This window comes from Streptomyces sp. cg40 (assembly GCF_050320165.1).
GTDB lineage: Bacteria > Actinomycetota > Actinomycetes > Streptomycetales > Streptomycetaceae > Streptomyces > Streptomyces hokutonensis.
The window spans coordinates 7,381,522-7,399,826 of the sequence record NZ_CP190128.1; the positions used below are offsets into that span (position 1 = coordinate 7,381,522).

Annotated in this window: 18 protein-coding genes and 1 tRNA gene; 11 read left to right on the top strand and 8 right to left on the bottom strand. The window is 70.0% G+C overall.

Translation table 11 applies throughout. The features are described 5' to 3' along the window. Positions 1-7 precede the first annotated feature (7 nt). Positions 8-742 (top strand): TerD family protein, encoded by a 735-nt coding sequence (locus ACQHII_RS33230; RefSeq protein WP_019067110.1) that lies wholly within the window; start codon positions 8-10, stop codon positions 740-742. Between the two features lie 87 nt (positions 743-829). Here the strand turns inward: ACQHII_RS33230 and ACQHII_RS33235 are convergent, their stop codons facing one another. Beyond that, positions 830-1,633, bottom strand: a complete 804-nt coding sequence (locus ACQHII_RS33235) for a TerD family protein (RefSeq protein ID WP_427922729.1) — start codon at positions 1,631-1,633, stop codon at positions 830-832. A 175-nt stretch (positions 1,634-1,808) separates the two neighbouring features. Here ACQHII_RS33235 and ACQHII_RS33240 point away from each other — a divergent pair, with 175 nt between their 5' ends. The 3 genes from ACQHII_RS33240 to ACQHII_RS33250 are packed head-to-tail and all read left to right on the top strand — an operon-like array spanning position 1,809 to position 6,354. Beyond that, a complete protein-coding gene (locus ACQHII_RS33240; RefSeq protein WP_427922730.1) occupies positions 1,809-2,975 on the top strand; it encodes an HpcH/HpaI aldolase/citrate lyase family protein in 1,167 nt (388 codons plus the stop codon). 14 nt (positions 2,976-2,989) lie between these two features. After that, the gene (locus ACQHII_RS33245; RefSeq protein ID WP_427922731.1) at positions 2,990-5,539 is read left to right on the top strand and encodes a phosphoribosyltransferase; all 2,550 of its coding nucleotides are present in this window, start codon (positions 2,990-2,992) and stop codon (positions 5,537-5,539) included. Next, positions 5,539-6,354: an HAD family hydrolase gene (locus ACQHII_RS33250; protein WP_427922732.1), complete on the top strand. Its 816-nt coding sequence runs from the start codon at positions 5,539-5,541 to the stop codon at positions 6,352-6,354. The genes ACQHII_RS33245 and ACQHII_RS33250 overlap by 1 nt, the downstream gene beginning before the upstream one ends. 62 nt (positions 6,355-6,416) lie before the next feature. Here ACQHII_RS33250 and ACQHII_RS33255 read toward each other — a convergent pair whose 3' ends face one another. Then, complete coding sequence (locus ACQHII_RS33255; protein ID WP_078532374.1) at positions 6,417-6,629, bottom strand: FmdB family zinc ribbon protein; 213 nt, start codon at positions 6,627-6,629, stop codon at positions 6,417-6,419. Between the two features lie 298 nt (positions 6,630-6,927). On the opposite strand from ACQHII_RS33255, the gene ACQHII_RS33260 reads away from it, so the two are divergent. From ACQHII_RS33260 to ACQHII_RS33270, 3 genes are all read left to right on the top strand, one after another. Continuing rightward, positions 6,928-9,114, top strand: a complete 2,187-nt coding sequence (locus ACQHII_RS33260) for a transglycosylase domain-containing protein (RefSeq protein ID WP_427925467.1) — start codon at positions 6,928-6,930, stop codon at positions 9,112-9,114. Between the two features lie 43 nt (positions 9,115-9,157). Then, a complete protein-coding gene (locus ACQHII_RS33265; RefSeq protein ID WP_427922733.1) occupies positions 9,158-10,435 on the top strand; it encodes a hypothetical protein in 1,278 nt (425 codons plus the stop codon). A 109-nt stretch (positions 10,436-10,544) separates the two neighbouring features. Next, complete coding sequence (locus ACQHII_RS33270) at positions 10,545-11,714, top strand: amidase domain-containing protein (protein WP_427922734.1); 1,170 nt, start codon at positions 10,545-10,547, stop codon at positions 11,712-11,714. 29 nt (positions 11,715-11,743) lie between these two features. Here the strand turns inward: ACQHII_RS33270 and ACQHII_RS33275 are convergent, their stop codons facing one another. Both ACQHII_RS33275 and ACQHII_RS33280 read right to left on the bottom strand, forming a co-directional pair. Beyond that, on the bottom strand, positions 11,744-13,135 hold the full coding sequence (locus ACQHII_RS33275; protein ID WP_427922735.1) for a hypothetical protein: 1,392 nt from the start codon (positions 13,133-13,135) through the stop codon (positions 11,744-11,746). Positions 13,136-13,206: 71 nt separating this feature from the next. Beyond that, positions 13,207-13,989, bottom strand: a complete 783-nt coding sequence (locus ACQHII_RS33280) for a DUF4097 family beta strand repeat-containing protein (RefSeq protein WP_427922736.1) — start codon at positions 13,987-13,989, stop codon at positions 13,207-13,209. A gap of 176 nt (positions 13,990-14,165) precedes the next feature. On the opposite strand from ACQHII_RS33280, the gene ACQHII_RS33285 reads away from it, so the two are divergent. Beyond that, positions 14,166-14,240 (top strand) — tRNA-Val (locus tag ACQHII_RS33285). A gap of 111 nt (positions 14,241-14,351) precedes the next feature. Next, positions 14,352-14,753: a hypothetical protein gene (locus ACQHII_RS33290; protein WP_427922737.1), complete on the top strand. Its 402-nt coding sequence runs from the start codon at positions 14,352-14,354 to the stop codon at positions 14,751-14,753. Between the two features lie 19 nt (positions 14,754-14,772). Here ACQHII_RS33290 and ACQHII_RS33295 read toward each other — a convergent pair whose 3' ends face one another. Further along, positions 14,773-15,168 (bottom strand): nuclear transport factor 2 family protein, encoded by a 396-nt coding sequence (locus ACQHII_RS33295; RefSeq protein WP_427922738.1) that lies wholly within the window; start codon positions 15,166-15,168, stop codon positions 14,773-14,775. A 45-nt stretch (positions 15,169-15,213) separates the two neighbouring features. Continuing rightward, entirely contained in the window at positions 15,214-15,570 is a 357-nt protein-coding gene (locus tag ACQHII_RS33300; RefSeq protein WP_427922739.1) for a hypothetical protein, read from the bottom strand. A 127-nt stretch (positions 15,571-15,697) separates the two neighbouring features. Here ACQHII_RS33300 and ACQHII_RS33305 point away from each other — a divergent pair, with 127 nt between their 5' ends. Continuing rightward, positions 15,698-16,201: a GNAT family N-acetyltransferase gene (locus ACQHII_RS33305; RefSeq protein WP_427922740.1), complete on the top strand. Its 504-nt coding sequence runs from the start codon at positions 15,698-15,700 to the stop codon at positions 16,199-16,201. Positions 16,202-16,209: 8 nt separating this feature from the next. Here ACQHII_RS33305 and ACQHII_RS33310 read toward each other — a convergent pair whose 3' ends face one another. Then, positions 16,210-17,115, bottom strand: coding sequence for a ketopantoate reductase family protein (locus ACQHII_RS33310; protein ID WP_427922741.1), 906 nt, complete (start codon positions 17,113-17,115; stop codon positions 16,210-16,212). A gap of 65 nt (positions 17,116-17,180) precedes the next feature. Here ACQHII_RS33310 and ACQHII_RS33315 point away from each other — a divergent pair, with 65 nt between their 5' ends. Next, on the top strand, positions 17,181-17,399 hold the full coding sequence (locus tag ACQHII_RS33315; RefSeq protein ID WP_427922742.1) for a DUF2277 domain-containing protein: 219 nt from the start codon (positions 17,181-17,183) through the stop codon (positions 17,397-17,399). Between the two features lie 92 nt (positions 17,400-17,491). Here the strand turns inward: ACQHII_RS33315 and ACQHII_RS33320 are convergent, their stop codons facing one another. Continuing rightward, the gene (locus ACQHII_RS33320; RefSeq protein WP_427922743.1) at positions 17,492-18,133 is read right to left on the bottom strand and encodes a DedA family protein; all 642 of its coding nucleotides are present in this window, start codon (positions 18,131-18,133) and stop codon (positions 17,492-17,494) included. Between the last annotated feature and the right edge of the window lie 172 nt (positions 18,134-18,305).

An 18,305-nucleotide genomic window follows, 5' to 3' on the forward strand; every position in this document is an offset into this window, starting at 1 on the left:
GGCGGGAATGGGCTTCTTCGACGGAATCTGGCGGCGCGAGATCGACTTCGACTCGGGCAGCGCGGCCAGCAACGCGATCGAACTGACCAAACGGCACCACCAGGTCTCGCTCACCAAACAGGGCGCGGCCACCGGCAACCTGCGCGTCAACCTGACCTGGCGGATGCGCACCTCCGACATCGGCGGCCTCCAGCGGGACAGCCTGCTGCGCCACCCCTTCAAGGCCCTCAAGCCACCCGAGGTCATGGGCCACAGCCAGAGCATGGTCAACGTCGACCTCGACCTGGGCTGCCTCTACGAACTCATGGACGGCACCAAGGGCGTGGTCCAGCCCCTCGGCGGCCTCCTCGGCGACGTCAACTCACCCCCGTACGTGAAGCTCAGCGGCGACGACCGCTTCGGCTCCGCGTCCGGCGAGACGATGTACGTCAACCTCGACCACCGCGACCAGATCAAGCGCCTCCTGGTCTTCGTCTACATCTACGACCAGACCCCCGCCTTCGACCGCACCCACGCGATCGTCACCCTCTACCCCAGCAACGGCCCCCGCATCGAGATAGGCCTCGACGAACGCCACCCCCAGGCCCGCTCCTGCGCGGTGGTGATGATCGAGAACGTCAAGGGCGAGCTGGTCGTCCGCCGAGAGGTGAAGTTCGTCTACGGCTTCCAGGCGGAGCTGGACAGGTTGTACGGGTGGGGATTGCAGTGGGGGCGGGGTTACAAGACGAAGGTCGAGCGCTGAAGCGCCCCGAAGGGGCAGCTTCAGGGGCGCGGGGAACTGCGCGCCCAGCCCCCACCGACCCGCACCCAAAAAACTACGCACTCACCCTCAGATGAACTGCGGCCCCTGCGGCGGCAAGCGGAAGTCAGGATCCACCGCACTCGCCGCAGGCATCGGCTGCGGATACCCATAAGTCCCGGCACCCGCAGGAGCCGCCTGCGGATACCCGTACGCAGGCTGAGTCACCGGCTCCTGCGCCGGCGGATACCCGTACCCGGACTGCACCGGAACCGCCGGAGGCACCTGCGTCGGAACCGCCGGAGGCAGCGGCTGCGAAACCTCGGGAGAGCCCCCCGAGCCCCCCGCCTCCGACTCGTCCACCGTGATGCCGAAGTCCATGGCCAGCCCGCGCAGCCCGTTCGAGTACCCCTCGCCGAGCGCCCGGAACTTCCACCCCTCGCCCCGCCGGTACAGCTCCCCGCAGATCAGCGCGGTCTCCTCGCCGGTCTCCGGCTTGATGTCGAAATACAGCAGCGGATCGCCCTCGGCGACCGCCGCGTCGTACAGCATGATGCGCAGACCCTGTACGCGGTCGAAGGTCTCGTCCTCCGCCGATGCGACCACCAGAATCCGGCTGACTTCGGGCTCGACACCGGCCAGATCTGTCTGGATCGTGTCGGTGGGGCCTTCGGTGACACGCTTCTTGCCGAGCCGCCAGACCTTCCCGGAGGGGTGCCGGGGCTGGTTGTAGAAGACGAAGTCCTCGTCGGAACGCACCCGACCGGCGGGGCCGAGGAGCAGCGCCGAGACATCCACGTCCGGGCCCCCCTGTCCGGGCGTCCAGCGCAGCACGGCACGTACCGTGGTGGCCTCCAGCGGGACGTTCGACCCCTTCAGCATCGCGTGCGTCATGCGGTCATCCTGCCCTCTCGGTCCTGGTCACGACAACGTGGGGTGCGGACTCCGACACGGCCGAGTTACCTGAAGTTCATGCCCGGCGGGAACCCCTGACATGGGTTTGTACGTACTATTACCGGCCACCTATCGAAAACACTCACGGTTCACATCGTCACCACGGGGGAGCTTTATGCGTCATTTCGGGCACATTGCCCCTGAGGTGCGGCAGCGTCTCTTCTTCCAGGAGCCGTGCGAGTTCGACGCGGACTCCCCGGCCCGGCTGCTCGCCGCCGCCCTCGGCGCCACGCTCTACAGCCCGGCCACCCGCCCCCACCTGGCCGACGACATCGTCAAGCTGGCCGGGCGCGGCGTCGTGTCGATGGTGCTGTGCCTGGAGGACTCGATCGGTGACGAGGACGTCCCGGCCGCCGAGGAGAACCTGGTCCGGCAGTTCACCGAGCTGGCCGCCAGCCCAGGTGCAGAGCTTCCGCTCCTGTTCATCCGGGTCCGCGTGCCCGAACAGATCCCCGACCTCGTCCGCCGCATGGGCCCGGCCGTACGACTCCTCTCCGGCTTCGTGATGCCGAAGTTCACCGAGGAACGCGGCATGCCCTTCCTGGAGGCGCTGTCCGACGCCGAGACGGAGAGCGGCCGACGCCTCTTCGGCATGCCGGTCCTGGAGTCGCCCGAGCTGCTCTACCGCGAGTCGCGCGTCGAGACCCTGGAGGGCATCTCCCGCGCGGTCGACAAGTACCGCGACCGCGTCCTCGCCCTGCGCCTGGGCGTGACGGACTTCTGCTCCTCCTACGGCCTGCGCAGAGCCTCCGACATGACGGCCTACGACGTCCAGATCGTCGCCAACGTGATCGGCGACGTGGTGAACATGCTGGGCCGCGCCGACGGCACCGGCTTCACGGTGACCGGCCCGGTGTGGGAGTACTTCCGGGTCCAGGAGCGCATGTTCAAGCCGCAGCTGCGCCGCAGCCCCTTCCTGGAGGGCCAGGCGGAGGAGCTGCGCGAGGCGCTGATCGAGCACGCCATGGACGGGCTGCTGCGCGAGATCGCCCTCGACCAGGCCAACGGGCTGATGGGCAAGACCTGCATCCACCCCACGCACGTGCTGCCCGTGCACGCGCTGTCCGTGGTCAGCCACGAGGAGTTCTGCGACGCGCAGGACATCCTGCGCCCGGAGCGGGGCGGCGGAGGCGTGCTGCGCTCGGCGTACACGAACAAGATGAACGAGGTGAAGCCGCACCGCGCCTGGGCCGAGCGGACCATGCTGCGCGCCGAGATCTTCGGCGTCGCACGCGAGGACGTCGGCTTCGTGGAGCTGCTCGCCGCCGGAATCCCCGGCTGAATCGCAAGGGACGCATGAACAAGGCAGTGAACAGCGGGGTCTGGTCCGGCAGTTGGGTCGCGGAGCGGCTCGGCGTCGAACTCCTCGGCGACCCCGAACTGACCGACCTCCTGGGCCTGGCGCTGCGCCGCAACCCCAAACGGGCCCACCTCCTCGTCTCGAACGTGCTCGGCAAACACGTCCCCCAGTCCCCGTCGATCGTCTACGGCTACGGCGTCACCCTGGGCCACCGTGTGCGCGACCTGCTGGGCCCCGAGGAGTCCCGCCGTGCGGTGGTCCTCGGCTACGCGGAGACCGCGACGGGCCTGGGCCACGCGGTGGCCGACGGCATCGCCGTCGCCCCCTACCTCCACTCCACCCGCCGCCCGGTCCCCGGCGTGGCCACGGCGGGCGGCTTCGAGGAGTCCCACTCCCACGCGACGTCCCACCTCCTGCTGCCGGAGAACCCCGAACTCCTCTCCAGCGAGGGCCCGTTGGTCCTGGTCGACGACGAGTTCTCCACGGGCAACACGGTCCTCAACACGATCCGCGACCTCCACGGGCGCTATCCGCGGGACCGGTACGTGGTGGTGGCCCTGGTCGACATGCGCTCCCCGGCGGACGCGGGCCGCCTGGGCGACTTCGCGGCGGAGATGGGCGCGAGGGTGGACCTGGTGGCCGCGGCCTCGGGCACGGTTCGCCTGCCGGCGGGGGTGCTGGAGAAGGGGCAGGAGTTGGTGGCGCGGTACGAGGCAGGGGGTGCCGGGACAGGTGATTCGTCGAGTGCGGCGCCGTCGGGGCTGGCCGCGCAGTTCCCCGCGCCCCTAAAAGCCACAGGCCAGGGCGTTGAAAACGGCCCGATCCCCAACTCCCCAGGGGCGCGGGGAACTGCGCGACCAGCCCCCACCGGCCCGCAGCCGAAACGCGTCGATCTCCGCTGGCCCCATCACCTCCCCGACGGCGGAAGACACGGCTTCACCCCCGCCCACCGAATACGCCTGGAAGCAGCCCTCCCCGCAATGGCCGCCCGCCTTGCAGACGCCCTCCCCTCAAATGCGCACCGTGTGCATATCTTGGGCTTCGAAGAGCTGATGTACGCCCCCCTCAGACTCGCCCGTGAACTGGAGCAGATAGTCGACGCCGACGTCACCTACTCCACGACCACCCGTTCCCCCGTGCTCGCGGTGGACGACCCCGGCTACGCGATCCGCACCCGCCTCACCTTCCCCGCCCACGACGATCCCGCCGACGGCCCCGGCGACCGCTACGCCTACAACATCGCCGGCGCCGGCTTCGACGCGGTCGTCGCGGTCGTCGACTCCCGCGGGGACACTCCCGAACTGCACGGCCTGCTGGCCGAGTTGGCCGCACACACCCCGCACGTCGTCCTCGCGGTGGTCCCCTCGTACGTCCCCGAAAGGCCCCCCATGCTGCCCGAGCCCCTCCGCGGCCCCGCCTTCTCCTCGTACGCGCCGGAAGAGGTCGGCTGGCTGCTCCAGGATCTCTCGGACGTGACGCTGGAGGCGCCGACCGAGGAGCGGGAGGAAGCGATCCAGAGCGGCGGCGCGCACTACGCGGAGTCGCTGCCGGTGGAGTACCAGCCGAGCGAGCAGTACCAGGAGCTGTTCCACACCGCACTGGACGAGGCCGCAGGACGCCTGGCGCTGGCGGTCGGCGCGGTCACCGAACTCGTCCTCGCCGAGCGCTCACCGCACCCCGTCCTCGTGTCCCTCGCCCGCGCCGGCACCCCCGTAGGCGTCCTGATGCGCCGCTGGGCCCAGTACCGCCACGGTCTCGACCGGCCGCACTACGCCGTGTCGATCGTGCGCGGCCGGGGCATCGACGCCAACGCCCTGCGCTACCTCGCCGCCCATCACGACCCGGCCGACGTCGTGTTCGTCGACGGCTGGACCGGCAAGGGCGCCATCACCCGCGAACTCGCCGACGCGATCAGGGAGTTCGAGGAGTCCGACGGCATCACCGGCTTCGACCCGGAGATCGCGGTACTGGCCGACCCCGGCTCCTGCGTGAAGACATACGGCACCCGCGAGGACTTCCTCATCCCCTCCGCGTGCCTCAACTCGACCGTGTCGGGGCTGATTTCCCGTACGGTGCTGCGCTCGGACCTGGTCGGCCCGCACGACTTCCACGGCGCGAAGTTCTACCGCGAACTCGCCGGCGCGGACGTCTCGGTGGAGTTCCTGGACGCCGTCGCCGCCCGCTTCCCGGACGTCACGGACGCCGTGACGACCCTCGCCAAGGAACTGCTGGCCGCCGACCGCACGCCAACCTGGGAGGGCTGGGCGGCAGTCGAGCGGATCAGCGAGGAGTACGGCATCCACGACGTGAACCTCGTCAAGCCCGGCGTCGGCGAGACCACCCGGGTGCTGCTGCGCCGGGTGCCCTGGAAGATCCTCGCGCGGGCCGGTGCGGGCGCCGACCTCGACCACGTCAGACTGCTCGCCGAGCAGCGAGGCGTGCCCGTCGAGGAGGTGGCCGAACTGCCGTACACCTGCGTGGGGTTGATCCACCCCAAGTACACGCGCGGTGCGACCGGGGCCGACGGCAGGGCGGTGTCGGTCTGATGCCGGTGCTTGTCGCGAGCGACCTCGACCGTACGCTCATCTACTCCTCGGCCGCCCTCGCCCTGACCATGCCGGACGCGCGGGCGCCCCGGCTGCTCAGCGTCGAGGTGCACGAGAGCAAGCCGCTCTCCTTCATGACGGAAACAGCGGCCGGACTCCTCACCGAGCTCGGCGGACTCGGCGCCGGCACGGCCGTCTTCGTGCCCACCACCACCCGCACCCGCAAGCAGTACCAGCGCATCAGCCTGCCCGGCCCGGAGCCGAAGTACGCGATCTGCGCCAACGGCGGCCACCTCCTCGTCGACGGCGCGACCGACGAGGACTGGCACGCCGGGGTGCAGGCGAAGCTGGCCGCCGAGTGCGCTCCGCTGGAGGAGGTCCGCCAGTACCTGGCCGACTCCGCCGACCCGTCCTGGGTACGCAAGCACCGCGTGGCCGAGGACCTCTTCGCCTACCTCGTCGTGGAGCGCGAACTCCTCCCCGAGGAGTGGGTGAAGGAACTGGCGGTCTGGGCCGAGAACCGCGGCTGGACCGTCTCCCTCCAGGGCCGCAAGATCTACGCCGTCCCGAAGCCGCTGACGAAGAGCGCGGCGATGAGGGAGCTGGCCCACCGCACCGGAGCCACCCTGACCCTGGCCGCGGGAGACTCCCTCCTCGACGCCGACCTCTTGCTCGCCGCCGACAAGGCCTGGCGCCCGGGCCACGGAGAACTGGCAGACGAGGCGTGGACGGCTCCGAATGTCACGGCCCTACCGGAGCGAGGCGTCCTGGCAGGAGAACGGATCCTCCAGGAGTTCCTCAGGGCAACTCCTTAGGGGCGCGGGGAACTGCGCGACCAGCCCCCACGCACCCGCACCCGACAACGCACGGGACCTGCCTAGCCGCAGCAGCCCCCGCCACAACAACCGCCCCCTCCGCCTGCCGCAGGCGAGGGGGCGGACGACGTCCCGCCCACTGCCACGGCCGACAGCAGCTTCACCGTGTCGTCATGCCCAGAGGGGCACGATGCGGGCGCGGACGACTCCGCCATCGGCCGGCTGACTTCGAACGTCGATCCGCAGGTACGGCAGCGGTACTCATAGCGAGGCATGACATCAGGCTAACGCCGCCCTGACATGAAGACGGCACCTTGTTTTTTCATGAAGGTTTCGGCTGTGTCCTGTTCTGTCGTTTTCTTATATGGAGAACTTGCGAAGACCACTGGTAATTTGAGTTCGCCGCGTGACCTGTGAGGCCGGGGGGAACCGGGATTTGCAGCCGCGTCCACGGCAACCTTGTAGGACCCTCGTACGTCTGTGCGTCTGCCTGTGCGAGCAATATGGAGTGCGGAGGGAGCCGTCGTGACCCACGAGGGGGAGGGGGAGCAGCCTCAACGGCCGGACGAGACCATGCAGTTGAAGCTCCCCGCCGGGTTCCGGGCGGACGAGACCATGCAGCTGCGGGTGTCCGACCTCGTGATACCCGAGGCCCCCGAGATACCCGAGGGGGAGACGAAACCGGTTCGGCACCGGGGCCGCAAAGCCCCCCGCCCGTCCCTCCGCACCCGTCTCTCCCGCCTCGCCCAGGCCCTCGGCCCCCGCTTCGCTCCCCTCATCGCCCGCCTCGCCCCGGTCGTGATCTTCCTCACGCCGTACGTCCGCAGGATGCGCCCGCAGTACCCGCGCCCGGGCCGTACTGACTGGCGCCGCTGGATACCCTCCTGGCGGCAGTGGCTCGGCGGCGTGGCCGCCTCCATCGGGCTCAGCGGACTGTTCCTGGTCGTCGCCTACGCGGCCACCGACATCCCCTCGAACCTCAACACGTACGCGACCCAGCAGGACAACGTGTACTTCTGGTCCGACGGCACGCCCATGGCCCGGACCGGCTGGGTGCAGCGGCAGGCGATGCCGCTCAAGGACATTCCGACCGATGTCCGCTGGGCGGTGCTCGCCGCGGAGAACGAGAGCTTCTACAGCGACCCCGGTATTTCGATGAAGGGCATCGCCCGCGCCCTCTACCGAACGGTCGGCGAGGGGGACACCGAGGGCGGCTCGACGATCACCCAGCAGTACGTCAAAAACGTCTATCTGACCCAGAACCAGACGGTGAGCCGCAAATTCACCGAAGCGATGATCTCCCTCAAGCTCGACAACAAGATGAGCAAGGACAAGATCCTCGAGGGCTATCTCAACACCAGCTGGTTCGGCCGCGGCACCTACGGACTTCAGCGCGCGTCGCAGGCGTACTACGGCAAGGACGTCAGCCAGCTCAACGCCAGCGAGGGCGCCTTCCTCGCCTCCCTGCTGAAGGGCGCGGGCCTCTACGACCCGACGATCAGCAAGGCCAACCACGCCCGGGCGGTGGCCCGTTGGTCCTGGATCCTGGACCGCATGGTGAAGATCGGCAAGCTGTCGCCGGCCGAGCGCGCCAAGTACAAGACGTTCCCCGAGCCGCTCAAGGAGTCGCGGACCTACGACACCGGAAAGCAGAGCGACTACCTGGTCGAGCTGGCGACTCAGTACGCGAAGAAGACCGCGCACATCTCGGACAAGGACTTCGACCTCGGCGGCTACCAGATCTACACGACCTTCGACCGCAACCGTGAGACCGAGCTGACGGACGCCGTCACCAAGGCCCGCAAGGCCGCGCAGAAGGACGACCCGGCCAATGCGAAGGCCGCGCACTACGGCGCCTCCTCGGTGGCCTCCGACGGGCGCATCCTCGCCGTCTACGGCGGCCCCGACCACCGTACGCAGGGCTTCAACGAGTCCAACGCGACCACCGTCCCGGCGGGTTCGGCCTTCGAACCCTTCGTCTACGCCGCCGCGTTGGAGCACGGGGTCACCAAGACCCGGGGGAGACCGGCGACCCCGGTCACCCCCCAGACGCTGTACGACGGGAACGACGGCGTGCCGGTGACCACACCGGAGGGGCCGTACTGGGACCGCAGCGGCAAGAAGGTCGCCGCGCACAACGACGGCAAGAAGTCCTACGGGCAGATCAGTCTGCGCCAGGCCCTCGCCCAGTCAGTGAACACCCCGTTCATGCAGCTCGGCATGGACACCGGCCTGTCGACCGTGCGGGCGACCGCCGAGAAGGCGGGACTGCTCTCCTCCAGTTTCGGGGCGCAGGTGCCCGCGCTGTCCCTGGGCAACGCCACGCCCAGCGCACTGCGGATGGCGAGCGCGTACGGCACGTTCGACGCCGGGGGCGTCCACACCGAGCCGTACTCGGTCCGCCGTATCACCCGCAACGGCGCCGGCGTCGTACTGGAGCGGCCGAAGCCGAACCGGGCGATGAGCAGGACCACCGCCGACGAGGTGACGGACGCGCTCACGGACTCCTTCGGCCTCGCGCACCCCACCGCCGCCAAGGCCGCCGGAGCCGGGGTGGCGGGCAAGACCGGCACCACCCAGGACGACACCGCCGCCTGGTACATCGGCACCGCCAAGTCCGTGTCGACGGCCGTCGTCGTCTACCGCATCGACCTCGGCAAGAGCCTCGAACCCCTGCCGCTGAAAGGAATCTCCGGAACCCCAGTCACCGACGTCCCCTACGGCATCTGGTCGAGAGCCATGACCACCTCGCTCGGCTGACCACCGCAGCGCAACCGCCACCTCCTCGCAGAATGAGCCGCCCATGAAGTCCCCGAAGCAGGCGCCGTCAGGCCGTCGCCGCCGAGCCCGTGAACCTCGCCGCACCCCGAAGCCGGGATTCCTCACCCTGGCCGTGTTCCTCGTCGTCGCCTCACTGGTGACCGGGTATCTGGCGTTGAACCGGGACAGCACGGCGCCGACCGCGGCGGCCGGGAAGAACGCCTCGCCGAAGTCGACCAAGGAACCCGTCTGGGACGGCAAGACGCAGGTGCTGGGGGACGGCTCGACCTCGTACACGGGGCCGCAGAAGGACCAGTTGAAGGCCGTACCGCTCAAGCCCGGTGAGAAACCGCCCCAGTTCGTCGTCTTCTCCTGGGACGGGGCCCTTCAGGGGGACGACGAACTCTTCTCGCACTACCGGGAGATGGCCAAGGAGTACAACGCCCACATGACCTTCTTCCTCACGGGCATCTATCTGCTGCCCAAGAGCAAGAGGGACCTGTACCACCCGCCGATGCACCCGGTGGGTTCGGCCGCGATCGACTTCCCGACCGACCAGCACATCCGCGACACCCTGGAGCAACTCCGCCTGGCCTACGAGCAGGGCAACGAGATCGGCACCCACTTCAACGGCCACTTCTGCGAGGCCAAGGGCGGCGGTGAGTGGAGCGTCGCGCAGTGGAAGAGCGAGATCGACCAGTTCTTCTCCTTCGTCGAGAACTGGAAGACCAACACCGGCTACACCGACATCCCGGCCCTGCCCTTCGACTTCAAGAAGGAGGTCGTCGGCGGCCGCGCCCCCTGCCTGGAGGGCCAGCCCAACCTCCTGAAGGCGCTGAAGGGTTACGGCTGGAAGTACGACGCCAGCTCCCCGGGCGACTTCCAGATATGGCCCACCAAGAAGGACGGCCTCTGGGACTTCCCGCTCGAACTGCTCCCCTACGGGAACAACATCCAGGCCCTGTCGATGGACTTCAACTTCCTCTACAACCAGTCCAACGGCGCCACCCAGGGCGACCCCTCGAAGTTCGCCGAGTGGGAACAGAAGACCGTCGACTCGTACATGGCCGGCTTCAACCGGGTCTACTACGGCAGCCGGGCGCCCCTGTTCATCGGCAACCACTTCGAGAACTGGAACGGCAGCATCTACATGAAGGCCATCGACCAGATCATCCCGAAGATCTGCACCAAGAAGGGCGTCAAGTGCGTGTCCTTCAAGGAGCTTTCGGACTGGATGGACGTGCAGTCGCCACAGACTCTGCAGCAGCTGCGCAGTCTGGACCCGGCCCAGTCGCCGGACTGGTCCACGGTGGTCAAGTGACCTGTGGGGACCGGTGAACTCACCAACCGCAACCCCCTTCACAGGAGCCACACATGGCGTGCGAAGATGCCCTCGCCCGGTAGGCGTACCGGCGTAGAGGGGAACCCCATTGAAATCCAGAAAACTGAGCCGTAGCAGGAGCCGTACGGCCATAGTCTCGGCGGCGGCCGCCTCGGTCGTCGCCGGTGTGGCCCTCGTGCCCAACTGGAGCGCGGGCGCGGCCGTCGTGAACGACCCGACCGTGGACGCCTCGACCAAGGCGACCTTCCAGAAGCTGGCCGACGCGGTCTTCACCGACCGCACCCAGGCCCTTGTCCACGGGGCGACCACGAAGCGGAGCACCTCGCGCTTCTCCGGCGACGTCCGTCTCTCCAGCACCCAGACGCGTGACGAGAAGTCCGCGCTGAGCGCGTTGCGGGGCCGCCAGAGCAGCATCGCGAAGCTCGGCGAGACGTACAGCGCCGGCAGCACCAAGGTCACGCTCGACGCGACCCGGGTCACCGGCCGCACCGCCAAGGCCGACGTCACCGAGACGACCACGCTGACGTACGCGAAGGCCACGGCCGGGGCGCCGAAGACCACCGGCTTCCAGGCCCACCACGAGCTGACCTTCAAGGCCGACCAGCAGGGCACCTGGCAGCTGTCGAACATCCAGGACACCGACACCGGCGGTCTCGCCGTCAACACGGTGGCCAAGCCCGCGGTCAAGGCGTCGCCCGCCCCCGCCGACGACGGCAACACCACGCCGGACGCACCGCGCGCGGCCACCACCCGCAACCCGGTGGCGGTGCCGAAGACCAGCACGACGTACGACTACAAGGCGATGGCGGCCTACGCCGAGAAGTACTGGAACGTGTACAACACGGACTACCCGAACTTCAACGGCCACGCGGACGGCGGCGACTGCACCAACTTCGTCAGCCAGTCCCTGAAGGCAGGCGGCTGGAAGCACGTCCCGGGCTACGTCTACGACTACACGAAGTGGTTCGGCAACGCCGACATCCAGTCGGACTCCTTCGTCGGCGTCAACGAGTGGTCCTGGTTCGCCCAGAACTCCAAGCGGACCACCCCGCTCGCCAACGTCTACCAGGCCGAGGTCGGCGACGTCATCCAGGTCGACTTCGACCGGGACGGCGCCAAGGACCACACGATGATCGTGACGTACAAGGCCAACGGCATCCCGTACGTCACCTACCACTCGAACAACACCTACCGCAGGTCCCTGTCGAGCCTCATCGCGTCGTACCCGAACGCGTACTACTACGCGTACCGCACCTGAGCCGTCCAGGTCTCCACCCGCCGCCGGGCTCAGTGTCCGGCGGCGGTCCCGCGCTCCTCGCGGATCTGGCCGACCACGCGGGCGACCGTCTGCCGTACCGTCTCCGTCTCGGTCAGGAAGTGCCAGTAGTCCGGGTGGCGGCCCTCCAGCGTGGTGATCGCGCGGTCGAGGCGGGCCACGGCGTCGTCGAGGGGACGGGCGTGCCGCGGGTCGGGGGTGGAGCGTCCCGACATGGCCAGGCGCTGGGCGTCCCGGATCGCGAAGCGGGTGCGGTCGATCTCCTGCTGGGGGTCCTTCTGTACGGCGTTCAGCCGCCGCAGCCGGTCACCGGCCGCCGACACGGCCTCGTCGGTGGTGTTCAGCAGCGCCCGTACCGTCGACAGCAGTGACGTGGCGTCCGGCCAGCGCTGCGCGTCCCGCGCGGCCTGCGCCTCCTTCAGCTTCGCCTCGGCCTGCCGTACGTTCTCGCCGGCCTGGTCGGGCACGTGCTGGAGGTCCTGCCAGCAGGCGGCCGAGAACCGCCGCCGCAGTTCGCTCAGCACCGGGTCGACCTGCCCCGCGCGGGTGGTCAGCGCCTGCGCGCGGGTCCGCAGCGACACCAGCCGGTGGTCGATCTCAGCGGCCCGCTCGGGCAGCCCGCCGGCCTCGGCCGTGATGGCCTCCGCCTCCCGCGCGACCTGCGTGGCCCGCTCCAGCGTCTGCGGCACGCCGTGCTGCCCGGCACCCTGGTTCAGCTTCGTCAGCTCCGGCCCGAGCTTGGCGAGCCGCGCGGCGAGATCGTCGGCCCGCAGCCCCGACGTCCGTACGGCGTCCAGCGCGTTGCTCGCGGCCAGCAGCGCCTGCCGGGCCCGCTCCACGGCCGGCGCCAGCCGCGCGAGCTGCGTCTCCGCCTTGCCCAGCAGCGGCCCGAGCCCGCTCTCGAACCGGTCCAACTCCTGCTTGACCTGGGCGAGTCGGTCCTTCGCGGCGGTCAGCTCGGCACGGGCCCGGTTCGCGGCGGCGGCCTCCAGGTCGTCACGGTCGAGGTCGTGCGCGTCGACGGCGTTGATGTACCGGCCGCTCGCCTCGTCGATCCGCCGGCCCAGCGCCTCGAAGTCGGTCACCGCGCGGCGCGCGGCCGGCGAGTCGTCGACCGCGGTGATGGTGTCTATCGAGATCCGCAGATCCCGCTGGGCGGTGTCCAGCTCGTAGAACGCGGCGGCCGCCGCGTCCTTCGCCGCCTGCGCCTCGGCCCGCTGGCTCTCCGCCCGCCCGCCGAACCAGCGCCGGGTGCCACCGCCCGCGAACGCGGCGGCCAGCACCGGCGCGGCGAGCAGCGGCAGGCTCATCAGCGCGAGGGTGTCGAAGGCGGCACGGGCGGCGGTGGAACCGCGCCGGGACCGTGTGAGCGGCGAATACGGCTGTGCTGGAGTCGCCGTCACATCCCTCTCCCGTGTCTTGCGTCCTGACCGTTGTCATTCTCCCACCGGTAGAGGACGAACACACGGGCCGGTCAGTTCGCGTTCCGCACCGTGACTTTCCCGTCGCCCGTGCGGGCGTTCACCACATGGGAACTCGACGAGTCCCGGGGCACCGACACGTCCACTCCGCCGTCCCCCGTCCTGGTCGTCACCCGGTACTTGGCGGCCCCCTTGGGCAGCGCGACCGTCACCGACCCGTCGCCGCTGCGCGACTCCACCAGATCCGGTACGACCGCGAACTCCAGGTGCACCGACCCGTCACTGGTGGTCGTGCGCACCTCCCGCGACGACACCTCGGCGTGCACGGACCCGTCCCCGGTGTGCAGCGTCAGCGGCCCGGTGGAGTCGGTCACATGCACGGAGCCGTCGCCGGTCCGCACGCTCAGCGCGTCCCTGAAACCCCGCGCCCGCACACTCCCGTCCCCGTCCTCCACCTTCACGGTGACCCCGCGCGGCACCTCGATCCGGTGCTTGGCCGCGCAGTCGGCGATCACCCCGGAACACTTCAGCCGCAGCACCAGCCGGTCGTCCTTCATGGCCCAGGTCACCTTGGGATCCGAACCGATCGCCACGCTGCCCTGCCACCACCGGGTGACCTCGATCTTCCCCGCCGGGTTGGAGTCCGCGGCGACGACTTCCAGCGCCGAGTCGTCCGAGTCGATCGTGAGCGTACGGCCGGACAGCGCGAAGGTCCGCCGATCGGGATGCTTGTCGTCACCGGCGGAGGCACCGGCGCACGCGGTGACACCGACGAGGAGCAGGGCGAGGCCGCCGGTCGCGGCGAGGACACGGCGGGTGCTGCGGGTGCGGGTCACGGTGATTTCCCCCTGGGACGGTCGCGGAGTCCCGATGACTCCTACGGCTCCCCTCGACCGTAGAGAGCCGCGTTCCTCCGGGGCATCCGGCGCGCTCCCGGACCCGGGGTGGGGAAAACCCCCGATACGGGTTTGCGGGACAGGCCCCCTGGCCATGTAGGCTGTCGACTCGTCCTGGGCGCGTAGCTCAGGGGTAGAGCGTCGCCCTTACAAGGCGAATGTCGGCGGTTCGAAACCGTCCGCGCCCACCAGTCTCAGGACACGATCAAGGCCCAGGTCAGCCGGTGACAATCCGGTGATCCGGGCCTTGATCTTTTCTGCGGGCCCTCGCGCATTCCGGGGGCGGTGGGCAGGATGGGGGCATGACTCAGCCTGGCGCCACACCCTCGGGTTCCGTGTTGTCCCTGTGGTCGCACGACTCGGTGTTGTCGATCGGTTCGGTGGGCTCGGTGCTGTCCGTCGGGTCCGTCGGGTCGGCGCTGTCCGTCGGGTCGATCGGCAGTTCGCTGTCGGTCGGTTCGATCGGCTCGGCGCTGTCGCTGGTCTCGGCGGGCTCGTGGCTCAGCACGGGGTCCGTGCTGTCCGCGCAGTCGCGGTGGTCGGTGCTGTCGTGGCGTGCGAACCGCGGCTTCCGTGCGGTCGGGGACGGGGCGGGGACCGGCACCGGGGTCCGTTTCGGCGGGGTGCCGGTCGTGGGAGCGGTGGGAGTCGCCGGGGCCGTCGCCGTCCTCGCGCTGGCCCAACGGACGCTGCGCAAGCCGTAGTTCGGGTACGGCGGGGTGGTCAGGACCAGAACTCGTTCGCCTTGTCGATGTCCTCGACGCACTCGTCCAGGTCCGTGATCTTGTCGCCGAGGATGCGGAAGACGATGCCGCCGGTCTCGTCGATGCGCTTGCCGTCGCGCTCGGCCGTGAAGCGGTGGAGTGTGACCGCGTGGCCCCGGCCGTCGACGAGGACGTTGCGCAGTTCGACGCGCAGGGTGCCGTTCGTCTGCGCGAACAGCTGCCCGTACATGTCGATGGCCGCGTCCAGGCCCTTGAAGTCGCCGGACAGCGGGTGGGTGCCGGGAACGTGGTGCGTGACGTCCGAGGACATCAGTGAGCGCAGGGTGTCCATGTCGCCGCGGACGAAGGCGTCGTAGCCCTTGCGGACGAGGAGTGCGTGCGGGTGGTCGGCCATGATCGATCGCCGCCTCTCGGTTGGTTCGGCGATATGAGGCTCAACTCACCCATTGTCCGCCTTTTCGTCCGGCAGTGGCGCCTCGTGGGCGTGCTTCAGCCTCATCCGTGACTCGACACGCTCCGCCGCGGTGACCTCTGTCCAGAAGCGGTGGCCGCTGACGAAGACCGCGAGCTCGTGCTCGCGCTGCCGGAGCTTCTCCACCTCGGCCTGTTCGTCGGGTGTCCAGCCCGGGGAGGCGGGGCGCTCCACCTTGCGCCAGCCGCCCGTGTCGCTGAACCCGTCCAGCGGCTCGACCGACCAGGGCAGCCGCTTCAGCAGGGTCGCCAGCTCCGCCCGGACCTGATGCAGCTCCTCCTGACCGGCGAGGAGGTCACTCGGGAAGTCATAGGTCGTTGCCACGCGCTAATGCTACGCCTGTTCGAATTTGGGTCGCGAGTTCCTTCCGGGACTTCATACGAACGGGTGTCTGTGGCCATGGAGGCCGAGGGGCCCGGCGGTGTCAGTGGGGCCGCCTACTGTGGTCGGCATGGACGTGGAACGGGTGCGGCTCCGGCCGTGGGCGGACAGTGACTTCTGGTTGTTGGGGCGGCTCAACAGCCCTGAGATGACAGAGCACTTGGGGGGTCCCGAGACCGAGGCGCGGATCGAGGCCCGGCACCGGCGGTACGTCGGGCTGGAGCCGGGGCGCATGTACCGGGTCGAGTCGGCGGGGAGCGGGGAGACCGTCGGCTCGATCGGCTTCTGGGAGCGGGAGTGGCGGGGCGAGCCGGTCTGGGAGGCCGGGTGGGGGGTGCTGCCCGAGTTCCAGGGGCGCGGACTGGCCGCCCTCGCGGCCCGTGCCCTCGTCGAGGAGGCACGGGCCGCCGGCGGGCACCGGTATCTGCACGCCTTCCCCAGCGCCGACCATCCCGCGTCCAACTCGGTCTGCCGGAAAGCCGGGTTCACCCTGCTCGGCGAGGTGGAGTTCGAGTACCCCAAGGGGCACTGGCTCACCTCGAACGACTGGCGGCTCGACCTCGACGAGGCCTGAGCCGCAGGTCAGTTGGCGTGCGGCTTCTCCAACTCCCTTACCAGCCCCGCCGCCACCGGCACCGCGATTCCCTTGCGCTCCGCCGCCCGCAGCAACGCCCCGCCGATCGCGTCCAGTTCGAGCGGGCGGTGGGCCTCCGCGTCGCGCTGCATCGAGGACTTGGTGCCCGGTGGGAACGTGTCGTAGCGGGCCAGCGCCCCCGCCGGGTCGGACGGGCCGCCGTAGGAGCGGCTCACCGCCGCCGTCTCCTCCAGCAGGGCCGTCAACTCCTCGCGGTGGCGCGTGCGGACGTCACCGAGGGGGAGGCTGTAGCGGGTGGTGAGGAGGGCGAGGGGGGCCAGGAAGGTCATCTTGGCCCAGAGGGCCGCGGTCTCGTCGGGCAGTACACGGGTCGTGGGGCCGGCCGCGCGCAGTGCGGCTGCCAGTGCCTCCAGGCGTTCGTGGGGGACCGGGTCGCCCGTGACGTCGATCTCCGCGAACGGGCTGCCGTGCTCAATGACCCCCGGGGCGACGCGAGTTGACTCGACCCGGATGATCGCGGGGGCGACCTGGGCGGGCGGGTGGAGGGTGCGGAGACGGGCCGGGTGTTCGACGCCGTTCAGGAACGGGACGAGGAGGCCGTCGCCCAGCGCGGTCGCCGGGACGCGGGCCAGTGCCGGGGTGAGTGCCGTCGCCTTGACCGTGATCAGGCAGGCGTCGACCGGTTCGCGCAGTTCCGTGTCGGCCTCGACCGGTGCCGTGAAGTCCCCGAAGGGGGCGCTGCGGACGCGGATTCCGTCGCTGCGGAGGGTGGCGGCCGTCTCTTCTCCGGCCAGGCAGATCACCCGGTGGCCGGCCCGGGACAGCAGCGCCGCGAGCAGGCCGCCCACGCCGCCGGGGCCCAGTACGGCCACGGTGAGTTCGTTGTTCGCCATGTTGTCGGTCCTCTCGTCGGTCGGCCCCCTACGCGGTATCGCTTTCGGGGCGCGAGACTGGACGTATGTGCCGCAGTATCAAGACTCTTCGACCGCCCGCCCTGCCCGACGAGGCCACGGAGGAGGAGATCCGTGCCGCCGCGTTGCAGTACGTGCGCAAGGTCTCCGGGTTCCGGGCGCCCGCCGCGCACAATCGCGAGGTCTTTGACCGCGCGGTCTATCTCATTGCCGACGCGACGGCTGAGCTGCTTGCGGGGCTTGAGGTGAGAGGGGCTTCGCGGTGAGTGCGGTGCGGTGATCAAAGTGCGGGTCGGTGGGGGCTGGTCGCGCAGTTCCCCGCGCCCCTAAAGGCCTGCGCCTGCGGCGCCTGGCCCCTCTACGACGCAGCCGTCGCCTCCGTCGCCCCCGGCTGCCGTCGCATGACATACGCCGCCCCCGCCCCCGCCCCGAACAGCGCCGCCAGCGACACCCCCGTAGCCAGCCATGTCGCCCCGAGCCACTGCGCGCCGTAGTAGCCCAGCGCCACGCTGTACGCCGCCCAGGACAGGCCCGCCAGGGCCGACCAGGGGAGGAAGTCGCGGGCGCGGCGGTGGGCGGCGCCCGCGCCGAGGGAGACCACCGAGCGGCCGGCCGGAGCGAAGCGGGCCAGGATGACCAGGGCGCCGCCGCCGCGGGCCAGGGCGTGGCCGAGACGTTCCTGCGCACTGGTGAGCCGGCGGGAGCGGGAGATGGCGCGGTCGAGGCGTTCGCCGCCGAGCCAGGCCAGGCGGTACGCCACCAGGTCGCCCAGGACGGACGCGGCGGCGGCCGACGCGATCAGGGCCAGGATGCTGGGGACCTCGTGCGGAACGGGCACGGCGTCGGTCGCCGCGCCGGTGCCCGCTGCCGCCGCGGTGGCCGCCGCGATGACCAGGACCCCGCTCGGCAGGACCGGCAGGAACACATCAAGCAGTACGGACAGGGCGATCATGGCGTAGATCCATGGGCTGCCGGTCAGCGACCCCACACTCTCGAACAACGCATCTCCCCGTGAACTCCCCCGTGGGCCGCGGCAGCAGCGGCCAGTGACAGCCATACAGCGTACGCCTGGGTGGGGACAGGAGATTCACGGGGGGCGCGTGTGATCGGCACAGCTTGTTCACTCGGCTGCCCCGTCCCGAGGGGCGGGGCGGGCCCGCATCCCGTAGCAA